We start from the raw sequence: 13,939 nt of genomic DNA, 5'->3' as shown, positions 1-13,939 counted from the left end.
GGCGCCCGAGGCTCTCCCGCGCGGGCAGGTTCGGCCGCGGTCTCGCGGGCGCTTTCCCGCGGGCCCGGCGATCCTCGACATGCGCGAGCAGGACCTCGGCCGCCTCCGTCTCCTCCGTGATGAGCGGAGACTTGGACGCTCCGGTCGGCAGATCAGTCCACAGCATCGTCCGCAACGAGCTTGACTATTGGCCGGGAGACTGCCGGCCGTAATCTATCTTGAACAGGCGGGAGGCAGCCATACTCTTGCCGCTTCCATCGTTCAGCGTCGAGTCATCCTCGATCGATGATTCTGACCGTGCACGCCGCTTCCGGCGGTGTCCGCTTCGCTGAAAGATTGCATCGCATGACCAAGCTGACCGCGGTCGCGGCCCTCGCCGCCGGCCTTCTCCTCCCGACGTGCCTGCCCGCCAGCGCGGGGCCGAGCGCGCATAACGGGCGGTGGTCGGTGGAGCTGGTGACGGAGAGCGGCCTGTGCAGCGCCCGCTACACCTACGCGCTCGCGATCCGCGAGGGGCAGGTGCAGCTCATTTCCGGCGGCGCTGGGGCGCAGGTCAACGGCCACGTGCGGCCCGACGGCAGCGTCGGCATCACGGTCAGCAACGGGACGGCGAGCGGAACCGGCACCGGCCGGCTCCAGGCCGGCAGCGGCGCCGGCACCTGGAAGGTCTCGTCCCTGTGCTCGGGCCACTGGACCGCGCGGCGCAGCGACACCCGCACCGCGCAGGCCGACTGAGGTCGCTCAGGCGGCCGCGGCGAGCCAGCTCCGCGCCTCGTCGATGCGGGCGCGCTCGAACACCTTGATCTGGGTCGGCGACACGAAGTTGAAGGTCTCGGCCAGCGCCTTCAGCCAGGGCGCGTCCGTCACCAGGGCGACGTGGCTGATGCTCTTCATCATCGAGATGCCGAAGCGCGGGTCCTTGAAGAAGGCCGCGGGCTCCATGCCCTCGAAGGCGCGGATATCCTCGAGCAGCTTGATCTTGCCGCCCTTGTCGAGGTCGGCCTTCATCGCGGTCATCGCCGCGTTCATCTCCTCGTCGGTGATCTTCCCGTCGACCACGATCTCGGCGACATTCGAATCCGGCGTCTTGGTGTAGGTCAGCACTGATCGCTCCTCCGGGAACCGCATGCGTCCCGTAGCCGGTCTCCGACCAGGGTCCGCCGCCCGTGACCTGAGCCATACCCGATCGCGGGACGAACCGGTATGGCCCCGGACCCTCGCTCTGACGTGCCTCTCGACGGCGAACCGGCGTTCACGAGACCGGGAGGCCCGCGAAGTCTCCTACAAAAAGCTCTGCGGGTCGACATCGATGGCGACCCGGACGTTGCCCCGCACCTTCGGGCCCCGGGCGATCCAGGCGCGCAGGTAGGCCTGGAGATCGACGTTGCGCTCGGTCTTCACGAGCAGCCGGAACCGGTAGCGGCCGCGCACCAGGGCGAGGGGCGCCTCGGCGGGGCCCAGGACCATCACGCCCTCCGGCGGCTCGGCGGCGCGGGCGAGCGCCTGCCCGTGCGCCTCCGCGACCTCGCGCTCGCTCGCCGAGACGATCAGGGCCGCGAGCCGCCCGAACGGCGGCAGGCCGGCCGCCTCGCGGGCCTGGATCTCCTCCGCGTAGAAGCGCTCGGCGTCGCCCGAGAGGAGCGCCGCGATCACCGGGTGGTCCGGCTGGTAGGTCTGGACCAGGGCGCGCCCGGGCTTCTCGCCGCGTCCGGCGCGCCCGGTGACCTGCTGGAGCAACTGGAAGGTGCGCTCCGCCGCCCGCGGGTCGCCCGAGGTCAGGCCGATATCGGCGTCGAGGACGCCGACCAGCGTCAGGAACGGGAAGTTGTGGCCCTTGGCCACGAGTTGCGTGCCGATCACGACGTCGCACGCGCCGGCCGCCACCGCCTCGAGTTCCTGGCGCAGACGCTCGGCGCCGCCGGGGAAGTCGCTCGACAGGACGACGATGCGCCGGTCCGGGAACATCTCGGCCGCCTCCTCGGCGATCCGCTCGACGCCGGGCCCGCAGGCGGTGAGGTTGTCGAAGGTCCCGCACTCGGTGCAGGCCTCCGGCCGGCGCTCCGCGTAGCCGCACTGGTGGCAGACCAGTGCCCGACGGAACCGGTGCTCCACGAGCCAGGTCGAGCAGTTCTTGCACTGGTAGCGGTGGCCGCAGGCGCGGCAGAGGGTCAGCGGCGCGTAGCCCCGGCGGTTGAGGAACAGCAGCGCCTGCTCGCCGCGCTCCAGGGTGCTCTTCACCGCGTTGACCAGCGGCGGGCTGAGGAAGCGGCCGCGCTCGGGCTGGTCGAGGCGCATATCGATCGCGGCGATGTCGGGCAGGCGCCGGCCGCCGAAGCGCTCGGGGAGCAGGACGTGCCGGTAGCGCCCCCGCGCGGCGTTGACGCGGGTCTCGATCGCGGGCGTCGCCGAGGTCAGGACGACCGGGCAGCCCTCGAGGCGCCCGCGCACCACCGCCATGTCGCGGGCGTGGTAATGGACGCCGTCCTCCTGCTTGTAGGCGGTCTCGTGCTCCTCATCGACCACGATCAGGCCGAGCCGCGCGAAGGGCAGGAACAGGGCGGAGCGCGCGCCGACCACCACGAGCGCCTCGCCCTCGGCCACGGCGGCGCGCAGGCGCTCGCGCCGCTTGCCGCCGATCCCGGAATGCCACGCCGCCGGCCGGACCCCGAACCGGGCGGCGAACCGGTCGAGGAACTGCGCCGTCAGGGCGATCTCGGGCATCAGGATCAGCGCCTGCCGCCCGGCCCGGACGCAGGCGGCCACCGCCTCGAAATAGACCTCGGTCTTGCCCGAGCCGGTGACGCCCTCCAGCAGGACCGGGCGGAGATCGTCGGATTCCCGCGGCTGCGGCCGGTCCCACGGGAAGGGGGCGACGAGGGCCGCCACCGCCTCGGCCTGGGCGGGCGAGAGCGGCGCCCGCGGGAAGTCCGGGTCGGGCCGCGGCGCGACCGGCTCCGGCTCGACCGCGACGGTCTCAAGGACGTCGTCGTCGATCAGCCCGTCGACCACCGAGAGCGAGACGCCGGCCTCCTTGGCGAGCGCGCTCTTGCCGCGCAGGGCGCCGTCGGCCGCCGCGGCGAGCACCTTGGTGCGGGCCGGGGTCGGCCGGGACGGGGGCTTGTCGGTGAGGCGCACGGCGACGCGGGCGGTCTCGCCGGCGGCCGCCTCGTCGGGCAGCCGCAGGACCATGGCGAGCGCCGAGCCCTTCGGCGCCAGCGTATAGCGGGCGATCCAGTCGACGAGGCTGCGCAGCGGCTCCGACAGGGGCGGGTAGGGCAGGCGGCCGGTCACGGGCCGCAGGTTCGAGCCGCCGGGCGTCTCGGCGACGCCCCAGACCACCCCGACGATCTCGCGCGGGCCGAGGGGCACCTGCACCACGTCCCCCGGGGCGAGGTCGAGCCCGGCCGGCGCCACGTAGCTGTAGGGCGTATCGAGGGCGAGCGGGATCAGGATCTCGGCGACGGCGGGCATGCGGGGCTTTTCGGGCGGGTCCGTTCCGGGTCCGTACCATAGGCGCGGGAAAAGAACCCGCCGCTTCAGCGATCCCGCAGAGCCGGCACGAGCGGCAGGGCCGCGAGGCTCAGCGCCGCCATGGCCCAGAAGGCCGAAGCGCCGAACGCCCCGTAGAGCACCCCGGAGGCCAGGGTCGCCGCCACCCCCGACAGGCCGAGGCCCAGCGTCCCGTAGAGCGCCAGCGCGGTCGTCCGGAGATCGGCCGGCGTCGACGCCTCGATGAGCCCCAGGCAGGCGAGGTGCAGGAGGGCGAAGCTCAGCCCGTGCAGGGACTCGGCGGCGGCGAGCCAGGGAAGCGCGGTCGTGGATGCCAGCACCGCCCAGCGCAGGCCCCCCGCGCAGGCCGCCACCGCGACGCCGGTCGCCGGGCCGATCCGCGCCAGTAGGGGCGGGCCGACCAGCAGGAAGACCAGGACCTCCGCGGCCACCGAGACCGACCAGAGCAGGCCGGCGGTGGTCGCCGCGATCCCGGCGGACCGCCACAGGATCATGGCGAAGCCGTCGTGCATCGCGTGCGCGCCGATCACCAGGGCGGCGACCAGCACCGTGCGGCGGAAGCGCGGCAGGGCCACCAGGGTGGCGAAGCCCCGCCACCGCGCCCCGGCCTCGGCCGCGCCGCACGGAGGAGCGGCGGGCAGGGCCAGGGCGGCCGCGCCGGCGGCCAGGAACAGGCCGCCGCTCGCCACGAGGGCGGCGGCGAGGCCGTGGAGGCCGATCAGCCAGCCGGCCGCGGCGGTGCCGACGATGAACGCGGCCGAGCCCGCGCCGCGGACCCAGCCGTACTGGAACGCCGCGCCGCCGCGCGCGGCGGCCAGGGCCAGCGCGTCGGCGAGGGGCGCCGGGGCCGCGGTGCCCGCCGCGTAGAGGAGCGCCGGCCCGATCAGCTGCGCCAGCCCGGCGCCGGGCAGGTGCGCCAGGGCGCTGAGCCCGGCCAGCGCGAGGCTCGCCGCCAGGACGGATCGGCCGGCCCGGTGGCGGTCGGCGAAGGCGCCGGCCAGGGGACCGACCGCGAGACGCAGGGCGCCCGCGGCGGCGAGGAGGAGGCCGATCTCGCCGGGCGTCAGGCCGCGCGCGGCGAGGAAGCCCGGCAGGACCGGCGACAGCACCCCGTAGGCGCCGTACAGCGCCGCGTAGAGGACGAGGAATCGGGCGAGCCCGCCCCACCGTCCCGCCCCTGTCGCCTGCCGCTCCATCGGCGGAGCGTAGCACCGGCGCGCGTCCCGGTGTCAGGTCCGCGCCGGGCTTTCGTCAGCAGGGTCGGCGGACGGCGTAGCGGTAGCGCCGCCCCTGCGCGTCGAGCAGCTCGCTGTCCGGCCCTTCCTGCCACACGACCTCGTCCTCGGGACGGGCCGCGTCGGTCAGGGTCGCCCCGCGGACGATGTCGAGGCTGAGGCCGAACCCGTAATTGGTCGCGGTCGCGTCGGTGATCGCGGCCGAGATGTCGGCCTCGTCGGGCAGGCAGGCGAACAGGACGCCGTCGGCGATGGCGAGGGTGTAGGTTTGCACGGATGGCCTCCAGGAGGCTCGAGGAGCGTGGACCGGCTGCGAGGGGCCGAACCTAGGCATCGCGGCCCGGATGTGAACCCTCTCCACCGAGATGCTGCATTGCACCATCTCGTGAGCACGAGCTCCGCGCGAGCCCGCGCCGCCGCGCCTCAGCGACCCAGATGATCGTCGAAGAAGCGCGCCATTTCTCCGAAGACTTCCCTGGTTTCGGGCGCGTCCGGCGTGAACAGGTACTGGGCGTGGGACATGCCCTCGAACACCTGCAGCGACGCTTCGATCCCGGCGGCGCGCAGCTTCCGGTGCGTGCGCACGGTGTTCGACAGGAACAGGTCGCGGGTGCCGGTGACCAGGATCGCGGGCGGGAGGCCGGCGAAGTCGCCGTAGATCGGCGAGAGCTGCGGGTCCTTCAGGTCGCGGCCGGCGGCGTAGAGCTTGGCGGCCGGCGTCAGGTAGCCGGAATAGCTGACGAGCACGTTGTCGAGCCACTCGTTGGTCCGGTAGCTGTCACCGGTCTCGGTCATGTCCGACCAGGGCGTTCCGAGACCGATCGCCGCGGGCAGCGCCAGCCCCTCGGCCTTGGCGCGGAGCATCAGCGCCAGCGTCATGCCGCCGCCCGTTGAGGTGCCGAACACCGCCATGTTCCGCGGCTTCTGCATGGACAGCATGGCCCGCCACACGGCGGTCGCGTCGTCCATGGCGGCCGGGTAGGGCGCGTCCGGCGGCATGCGGTAATCCACCGAGATGATCTTGTAGCCGCCGAGGCCGGCCATCAGGATCGCCTCCAGCGTTCCGGCCTCGCCGGGATTGTAGACGTAGCCGCCCCCGTGGATGTGCAGGAGGAGCCGGTCGCGGTTGGCCTCGGGGATCTGCCGGGGCTGGATCACGAAGGCCTTCACGCCGCCGATCACCGCAGCCTCGCTGGTGACGCCCAGCTTCTCGCGGAGCGCCGGCAGGGTGGCGGCTCCGACGGCAGCGAGCTTGTCGACCAGCGCCTTCCAGGCCGCGGCGTCCGGCGGGTTCGCGTTCCAGGCCGGCACCCGGTAGGGCGCCGCCACCGCGGTGCGGAATTGCGGGCTCGTCGTGTCGGGGACCGGCACGACCTTGGCCGGCACCGTCCGCGGCCCCGGGGCGGCGTTGGCCGCGCCCATCTCGGCCTCCAGCTGGGCGAAGCGCGGCACGGCCCGCTCCGCGGGCGCGGCCTGCCCGAAGGCGGCCTGGGTGCCGCAGGCGATCATCAGCAGCGCGGACAGGCTCAGGCGCATCTCGATTCCTCCCGCGGCAGCCCGTTCCGCACCCGTCTCGGCGGGTGCCGGCCGCGCTCGGCCGATACCTATCGGAGCGGGCGGCCCGCGACAGCCGCCCGGGTGACGATCGCGGCCGCGCAGTCACGCACCGAGCCGCGGGAGCGCGGCCGGCGTCTCCGGCTCGACCACCAGGGTCGCCGGCACGGCGCCGTCGCCGGCGAGGGCCTCGGCGATCGCCTCCGGCCCGATCGGGTCCTCGGCCGCGCCGGCGACGCCCGACGGCTCCGGCGTGATCCGGGCGGTCTCCCGACGCGGCCCGGTCTCGGCCGCCGCCGCGTGCTCGTCGGCGACACCGGCCACCGCCCCGGGGGCGATCAGTCCGATGGCGGCCGCGTGCTCGGCCATGGCGACGCTGTCGGCGGCGAGCACGAGGCTCGATCCGGCCCGGGCGACGGCGCCGGCGAGCCGGACGATCTCCTCCACCCGCGCGGAGCCGCGGGACACGTTGCGGATGTAGACCGCCAGCACCCGCCCGGGATTCTCCTCGACGATCTGCGCGTAGACCTCCGGGTCGTGCTGGCCGCTGTCGCCGATCAGCACGAAGGGCAGGTCGCGGTAGAGAGCGAGCATGTGCCGGATCAGCGCGTGCTTGTGGTCGGTGGCCCGGCGCGGCAGCGGGTGGGTCCAGGAGAGGCCCCATTCCCGCAGGAACAGCACCGGCCCCGCCGGGATGCCGTGGCGCTGGAAGAACTCCGACAGCATCTCGTAGAGACCCCAGGGCGCGCGGGACACGTAGAGCATCGGGTTGCCCTCGTCGCCGCCGGCGCCCGCGTGGAGGGCGCGGTAGAGGGCGGCGACGCCCGGGAAGGCGACGCGGCTCTCGGCATCCTCCACGAACAGGCGCCAGAGCATCTTGAGCTTGTTGGCGACGCCGGTGCGCATGACCGTGTCGTCGATGTCGCTGACCACGACGCAGCGGCAGCGGTCGGGCGGGATGAACACCGCGCCCTCGGCGGGGATCGGCGGATCGGCCTCGAGGCGGAGTTCGACCGCGTGCCAGTCACCCGTCTCGGCCGGAGGCGAGCGCGGGTGCAGGTGCACGCGGAAATAGCCGTCCCGGTCGGTCTCGACCCGGACGGCATCGTCGCCGAACCGGGCGGTGACGGCCGCGCCGGCGATCGTCCGCCTGGCGATGCGGCGGCGCAGGTCGCGCCACTGCGCCCGCAGGGATTCGGGATCCTCGCCGGGTATCCCCGGCGACTGCCGGAAGACCCGGCCGATCAGGAACACCTCGTCCCGTGACCCGTAGCCGCGGTAGGGCTCGACCACGAGCCCGCCGCGGCCCTTGCCGCCATGGCCTTGCGCGCGGCGGACCGGCCGCGTGAGGACCCGCAGTGCCTTCGTGGCGCCCCTGCGCGCGCGCGAGGCCATGGCGACCGGCCCCGTCCGGGCGCTCAGGCCTGCGGCAGTTCGGGACTGAGCCCCATCGCGTCGAGGCCTTCCTCAAGGAGGTCGCCGGCGTCGGGAGAGCCCAGCAGTTCCCGCGCGGCGCCCTCGCCGGCGGCCTCGCGCTCGCGGGCGAAGCGGACAGCCTCGCTCCACTCCTCCGGCTCCATGTCGCCGCGCCCGACGTAGAGGAGGGCGAGCAGCTCGGCACGGGAATCGTCGTCGAGCCCGGCGATCAGGCCGCGGACCTCGGACTCGGTGGCGTCGTCGGTGCCGGAGACCAGGACGTCGGTGGCGCCGTCGTCGATCGGGTTCGAACCCGAATCCGGGTCGGTGTTGCCCTCCTTCACCTCGATGGCGCGCAGCCGCATGACGATGTCGGTGACGGTTTCGACGGCGATGTCCATGCGCTGATCTCCGGGCGCTGAAAGGGTCGGGCCAGCGGGGCCCTCAAGCCGCGACAACGGGCGAGCGGGCGCCGGGTTCGCCCCCGTCCCCATCGAAGGGGGCTTGCGTGGTCCGCGCCACTTTCCGGCTCAGCGACCGTGAGTTAGAGGCTGCGAGACTGTTCCGACATCCGGATCGACATCGGCGATAGACGTGATTTCTACAAAGACTGCCACGACATCGCCTGCCGATACCGTCATTCCCCCCGCACGCGACGCCGCGTCCCGGCGCTCGTCCCGGCGTTCGGGCCGGCGCTCCGGCATGCGCTCCGGCATGCACCTCGCGGCCCTCGCGGCGCTCTCGGCGCTGGCCGGATCCGCGCTGATCGGGACCCGCCCCGCCGAGGCCCGGCCCGCGGGCTACGAGGGCAGCGCCCCGAGCTGCTTCCTGACCGGGGGCGGCGCGCTGGAGATCTGCCGCGAGGGCTCGGAGGCCGAGGGCGTCCTCATCGCGCCGGCGCCCTGCGCCTTCGTGCGCGGCGTGCAGATCCTGCGGCTCGCCCGCTCCGAGGCGCCCGGCCCGCTCCAGGCCGTGTTCCAGGGCCAGACACCGGTGGCGTCCCGCCGGGACGAGCCGTGCCCGGAGCGGCGCGCCACCGACAGCCGCGACGGCGGCGCCCTGCGCACCGGCCGCACCTTCGAGGCCCTGGTCACGACGCTGCCGCCCTCGGCAGACCGGTTCTGGGTCGACCTGCCGGAGGAGCGCGCGCGGACGCGCGGCTGGTCCGAGCCGACGCCGTCCGCGGAGGGCATCGGCCCGCGCGACCCCATCGCCGTGACGGGCCGGACCTGGGCCGGCGAGGCCTACAGCTACGTCTTCTTGCTCGGGCAGGAGCGCGTGGGCGTCACCGGCGGCGACGCGGCCGAGCCCGAGCGCCGCGGCCGGCGTCGGCGCCGGCGGGCGGAACCGGACGCGCCGGCGACGGGCCCGGCCGACGTCCGGCGCCGCGTCCAGATCGAGGCGCGCACCCTCGACTTCCAGACCTTCGAGATCCGGACCCGCACCGCCGACGGCTACGGGCTGGCCTGGACGCCGTTCGAGGCGGGCGCCGGCCGCGGCCGGCGCGCCGACCCGCCCGTCCCCGCCGCGGTGGTCGACGAGGCGGGCAAGCCGGTCACGTCGGCCTGCACGGCGCCGGCCTTCGAGACCCACGGACTCGCCGGCTCGATCAGCGTCGTCGACCGCACCTATCACTACGTCTACACCGACGTGCTGCCAGAGGATTGCGGCCTCGCCCCCGAGAAGCGCCGCACCGGGCTGTTCCTGCGCACCGCGCAGGACCTGTCGGGGCCGAAGGTCTGGTCGACGGCGCGCAAGCTCGCCGGGCCGCTGCCGCCCGGGACCCTCGTGCGGGTGGCCCGCGCCAAGGGCATGCCGCGCTGGGCGGTCTCCTACACGTGCCAGCGGCCCGCCAACGCCCCGGGCGGTCCGGTGGCGGATATCTGCCTGCAATACACGGCCGACATGAACCTCGACGGGATCGGCGCCCTCAAGCTCTACGCCGATCCGGTGGAGGCGGGCCGCTCCGCCGCCTATCTCGGGCTGCGCTCGGGGGGCGACGGCAGCGGCCGGTACGACCGGAGCGCGCATTTCTGGATGACCGACGCGGAGGGCAACCTCGACACGCCGGCGATCTACCCGAACAAGGCGGGCTTCCTGACCTGGCTCGACCGGCTCGCCCCGACCGCCTCCGGGCGCGACGCGTCGAGCCTCTACGGGCGGCCCGTCTACTGGGGGACGTGGACGGTGCGCCCGATCGGCGCGCAATAAGTCGCAGGAGGCGCTATATGGGCGGCCGACAAGCCGCGCGAGGCGTGCCTGACGGACCCGATGGAAACCCATATCGACCTGTGGTTCGCCGCGAGCATCGTGGCGATCTCGCTGCTGCTCTCGGCCTTCTTCGCGGGCGCGGAGACGGCCTTCACGGCCGCCTCGCGAGCCCGAATGCACGCCCTGGAGCAGGCGGGCGACCCGCGCGCCGCGATCGTCAACCGCATCCTGGCGATCCGCGAGCGCTTCATCGGCGCGATGCTGATCGGCTACAACATCGTGGCGATCGGCGCCTCGGCCTTCACCACCAGCGTGCTCACGGCGCTGTTCGGCAAGAGCGGCGTCATCTACGCGACGGTCGGCATGTCGGTGCTGGTCATCGTCTTCGCCGAGGTGCTGCCGAAGACGCTGGCGATCTCCAAACCCGACAAGGCCGCCCTGCTCACCGCCCGCCCGGTGGCCTTCGCGGTGGCGCTGATGGGCCCGCTGGCCATCGCCATCGAGCACGTCGTGCGGGTGATGCTGAAACCGTTCGGCGTCACCATCGGCGAGCACCAGTCGATCCTCACCGCCGCCGAGGAGCTGCGCGGGCAGGTGGCGCTGATGCACCGGGAGGGCGGCGTCGCCAAGGCCGAGCGCGACATGCTGGGCGGCCTCCTCGACCTGTCGGACCTGTCGGTCTCCGACGTGATGGTCCACCGCACGAAGATGCGGGCGATCGACGCCGACCAGCCCTCCGAGGACATCGTCCGGGCGGTGCTGGCCTCGCCCTACACCCGCATGCCGCTGTGGCGCGGCACGCCCGAGAACATCGTCGGCGTCCTCCACGCCAAGGACCTGCTGCGGGCGCTCGACGCCGCGGGCGGCGACGCCTCCGGCCTCAAGGTCGAGGCGCTGGCCCTGGAGACGTGGTTCGTGCCGGGCACGACGTCGCTGCGCGCCCAGCTCAAGGCCTTCCTGACCAAGAAGACCCACTTCGCCCTCGTGGTCGACGAGTACGGCGAGGTGATGGGGCTCGTCACCCTGGAGGACATCCTGGAGGAGATCGTCGGCGACATCGCCGACGAGCACGACGTCACCGTCTCGGGCGTGCGCCCGCAGGGGGACGGGTCGGTGAACGTGGACGGCGGCGTGCCGATCCGCGACCTGAACCGGGCCATGGACTGGGACCTGCCCGACGAGGAGGCGACCACCATCGCCGGCCTCGTCATCCACGAGGCGCGGACCATCCCGGACCAGGGCACCGCCTTCAACTTCCACGGCTTCCGCTTCCAGGTGCTGCGGAAGGCCAAGAACCGGATCACCACGCTCCGCATCACGCCGCTGACCGCGGCGGGGCTCCAGGCGGCCGCGCTGCCGGACGCGCCGCGCGACGCGGTGTGACGGCGGCAGGCGACCGCCGCGGCCGGGGTCCGCGCCCGCGCCGCGACGCGCGCGGGGCGGTCCTCAGCCCGGCATCGCCTCCAGCCCCTCGGCGCGGATCCAGTCGCGGGTCCGGTCCAGGGCCCGTCCGAGCCGGTCGAACAGGGCGTCGATCTCGTCCGGCGCGATGATCAGCGGCGGGCAGACGGCGACGCGGTCCCCGGCGAGCGCCCGCACGATCAGCCCCTCGCCCTGCGCGAAGGCGACGCAGCGGGCGGCCACGCCCTTCTTCGGGTCGTACTGCCGCTTGCTGGCCTTGTCGGCGACGATCTCCAGGCCGCCGATCAGCCCGAGGCCGCCGGCCTCGCCCACGATGTCGTGCCCGGCGAGCGCCGACAGACGGCGCTGGAACTGCGGCGCCTTCTCGGCCGCGCCCTCGATCACCCGGTCGCGGCGGTAGATCTCGATCGCCTTCAGGGCCACCGCGGCGGCCACCGGGTGCCCGGAATAGGTGGTGCCGTGGCCGAAGGTGCCGATCTTCTCGCTCTGGCCGATCAGCGCCTCGTAGAGCGGTTCGTCGATGCTCACGCCGCCGAGCGGCATGTAGGCCGAGGTCAGGGCCTTGGCGAAGGAGATCGAATCGGGCCGGGCCCCCAGCGCCTCGCTGCCGAACCACGTGCCGAGCCGGCCGAAGCCGCAGATCACCTCGTCGGCGATGAAGCGGACGTCGTACTTAGCCAGCACCGCCTGGATCGCCGGGAAGTACCCCCGCGGCGGCACGATCGCGCCGCCCGCGCCCATCACCGGCTCGGCGATGAAGGCCGCGACCGTCTCCGGCCCCTCGCGCAGGATCGTCTCCTCCAGCTCGGCGGCGAGGCGCGCCGAGTAGGCCTCCTCGGTCTCGCCCGGCTCGGCGCCCCGGTAGTGGTGCGCGGGCGAGACGTGCAGGAAGCCCGGCAGCGGCAGGTCCCAGTCGGCGTGGTTCGCGGCGAGCCCGGTCATCGAGGCGCTCGCGACCGTGATGCCGTGGTAGCCCTTCTGGCGGGCGATGATCTTCTTCTTCTGCGGCCGCCCCATGGCGTTGTTGTAGTACCAAGTCAGCTTGACCTGCGTGTCATTGGCCTCCGACCCCGAGGAGGTGAAGAAGATCTTCGAGGTCGGGACCGGCATCAGCTCCTTCAGCGTCTCGGCGAGCTCGATGCCCGGATCGTGGCTGCGGCCGGAGAACAGGTGCGTGAAGGGCATGCGCGCCATCTGCGCCCGGGCCGCCTCCACGAGCTCCGCGTTGGAGTAGCCCAGCGCCGTGCACCACAGGCCGGACATGCCCTCGATGTAGGAGCGTCCCTCGGTGTCGTAGACATGCACGCCCTCGCCCCGTTCCAGCACCAGCGGGCCGGTCTGTCGGTGCGTCGACAGGTTGGTGTAGGGATGGAGGAGGGTTTCGACGTCGCGGGTCGCGAGGTTCGAGAGCATGGTTCGCAAGGTCCTCGTGCGCGGGTGACCGCCGCCACACTACCGACCCGATGCCCCGTCAGGTAGCCCGGAGGATCCGCGTCCGGCCGTTGCCGGACGCATGCCGCCAGCGCTACTCCAGCACCGCCCCTCGCCGCGCCCGACCGATGCTCAACCCGGAAGCCTACGTCGCCCAACCCGCTCCCGGCCGCGCCTGCGGCGCCTGCACGCTGTGCTGCAAGGTCTACGACGTGCCCGCGGTCGAGAGCGTCGCGGGCCAGTGGTGCCGCCATACGAAGGCCGGCCAGGGCTGCGCCATCCACGCCACCCGCCCGGACCATTGCCGGGCCTTCCACTGCCTCTGGATGACGGAGGGATGGCTCGGCCCGGAATGGAAGCCGGACCGCGCCAAGATGGTGCTGAGCCTCGATCCGCTCACCCGCAACATGAACGTGCAGGTCGATCCCGGACAGGCGAACGCGTGGCGGCGCGAGCCCTATTACGGGCAGCTCAGGCGCTGGGCCGTGGCCTCGGTGCCCCTGCGCCGGCACGTGCTGGTCCACGTCAACAAGAGCACCACCGTCATCCTGCCGGACCGCGACGTCAGCCTCGGGATCGTCGGCGCCGACGAGCGCATCGTCACCACCGACCGGATGACGCCCCAGGGCCCGAGCTTCGACGTCCGGAAAGTGCCGGCCTGAACCGGGCGACCGGCTGGACCCGGGGCCGGCTCAGCGCTCGGTGCCGGAATGCCGCCGCATGACCGGGGCTTCGACCACCAGGAACGTCATCTGAAACAGGATCAGCCCCGTCTGGTCCGTCACCTCGATCCGCCAATCCTCGCCGAGGGCGATGCGCTGGGCGTCCTGCTTCAGGATGTCGCCGGCGCGCCGGACGGCTTCGAGCCGGGCGGATTGCCAGTCCGGCAGGTCCGTTCCCGCGCTGTCCAGGATCGTGGATACGTCGTGGATATTGAAGTGATAGCGCGGCATCCACACGTCCTGGTCGGGTCCAGGCGGGGGATGCGGGTACCCCTCACTCGCGGCCGTGCCGAGTCCCGTCGCCGCGATTGACGGACCCGTTACCCAACGCGCGCGGGCTCGGCCATATACGGGGTTAGAGTCGCGGCCGGGATCTCGGGACCGCGTCGCGGCGCCGACGCGATGTCGCGACGCGCGAGCCTTGCGGATCCGGCCGGT

The 13,939-nt window shown here is 73.4% G+C and carries 13 protein-coding genes; 4 read left to right on the top strand and 9 right to left on the bottom strand.

Going from position 1 to position 13,939, the window contains the following annotated elements; all coding sequences use genetic code 11:
* The first annotated feature begins 345 nt into the window (after positions 1-345).
* On the top strand, positions 346-735 hold the full coding sequence (locus ACX9MN_RS01635; protein WP_489723585.1) for a hypothetical protein: 390 nt from the start codon (positions 346-348) through the stop codon (positions 733-735).
* Between the two features lie 6 nt (positions 736-741).
* On the opposite strand, the gene ACX9MN_RS01630 is transcribed toward ACX9MN_RS01635, so the two are convergent.
* From ACX9MN_RS01630 to ACX9MN_RS01600, 7 genes are all read right to left on the bottom strand, one after another.
* Positions 742-1,104, bottom strand: coding sequence for a SpoIIAA family protein (locus tag ACX9MN_RS01630; protein ID WP_020093645.1), 363 nt, complete (start codon positions 1,102-1,104; stop codon positions 742-744).
* A gap of 177 nt (positions 1,105-1,281) precedes the next feature.
* Positions 1,282-3,471, bottom strand: coding sequence for a primosomal protein N' (locus tag ACX9MN_RS01625; RefSeq protein ID WP_489723584.1), 2,190 nt, complete (start codon positions 3,469-3,471; stop codon positions 1,282-1,284).
* Between the two features lie 65 nt (positions 3,472-3,536).
* Positions 3,537-4,706 (bottom strand): MFS transporter, encoded by a 1,170-nt coding sequence (locus ACX9MN_RS01620; protein ID WP_489723583.1) that lies wholly within the window; start codon positions 4,704-4,706, stop codon positions 3,537-3,539.
* A gap of 55 nt (positions 4,707-4,761) precedes the next feature.
* Positions 4,762-5,019, bottom strand: coding sequence for a hypothetical protein (locus tag ACX9MN_RS01615; RefSeq protein WP_020093648.1), 258 nt, complete (start codon positions 5,017-5,019; stop codon positions 4,762-4,764).
* A gap of 149 nt (positions 5,020-5,168) precedes the next feature.
* Entirely contained in the window at positions 5,169-6,281 is a 1,113-nt protein-coding gene (locus ACX9MN_RS01610; RefSeq protein WP_489723582.1) for an alpha/beta hydrolase, read from the bottom strand.
* A 123-nt stretch (positions 6,282-6,404) separates the two neighbouring features.
* Positions 6,405-7,694: an App1 family protein phosphatidate phosphatase gene (locus tag ACX9MN_RS01605; RefSeq protein ID WP_489723581.1), complete on the bottom strand. Its 1,290-nt coding sequence runs from the start codon at positions 7,692-7,694 to the stop codon at positions 6,405-6,407.
* 23 nt (positions 7,695-7,717) lie between these two features.
* Positions 7,718-8,116 (bottom strand): DUF3775 domain-containing protein, encoded by a 399-nt coding sequence (locus ACX9MN_RS01600; RefSeq protein WP_056525497.1) that lies wholly within the window; start codon positions 8,114-8,116, stop codon positions 7,718-7,720.
* 301 nt (positions 8,117-8,417) lie between these two features.
* On the opposite strand from ACX9MN_RS01600, the gene ACX9MN_RS01595 reads away from it, so the two are divergent.
* Both ACX9MN_RS01595 and ACX9MN_RS01590 read left to right on the top strand, forming a co-directional pair.
* Positions 8,418-9,926: a hypothetical protein gene (locus ACX9MN_RS01595; protein WP_489723580.1), complete on the top strand. Its 1,509-nt coding sequence runs from the start codon at positions 8,418-8,420 to the stop codon at positions 9,924-9,926.
* 60 nt (positions 9,927-9,986) lie between these two features.
* Positions 9,987-11,309: an HlyC/CorC family transporter gene (locus ACX9MN_RS01590; RefSeq protein WP_091681339.1), complete on the top strand. Its 1,323-nt coding sequence runs from the start codon at positions 9,987-9,989 to the stop codon at positions 11,307-11,309.
* A gap of 63 nt (positions 11,310-11,372) precedes the next feature.
* Here the strand turns inward: ACX9MN_RS01590 and ACX9MN_RS01585 are convergent, their stop codons facing one another.
* Positions 11,373-12,761, bottom strand: a complete 1,389-nt coding sequence (locus ACX9MN_RS01585; protein WP_489723579.1) for an aminotransferase — start codon at positions 12,759-12,761, stop codon at positions 11,373-11,375.
* Positions 12,762-12,907: 146 nt separating this feature from the next.
* Between ACX9MN_RS01585 and ACX9MN_RS01580 the strand changes: the two genes are divergently transcribed.
* A complete protein-coding gene (locus ACX9MN_RS01580; protein WP_042671766.1) occupies positions 12,908-13,441 on the top strand; it encodes a hypothetical protein in 534 nt (177 codons plus the stop codon).
* Positions 13,442-13,471: 30 nt separating this feature from the next.
* Here the strand turns inward: ACX9MN_RS01580 and ACX9MN_RS01575 are convergent, their stop codons facing one another.
* On the bottom strand, positions 13,472-13,732 hold the full coding sequence (locus tag ACX9MN_RS01575; RefSeq protein WP_489723578.1) for a DUF6894 family protein: 261 nt from the start codon (positions 13,730-13,732) through the stop codon (positions 13,472-13,474).
* Positions 13,733-13,939: the final 207 nt, after the last annotated feature.

The organism is Methylobacterium sp. 1A, assembly GCF_058072805.1.
Note: the sequence above shows the minus strand (reverse complement) of the source record. Positions and strands in the feature narration are given on the sequence as shown.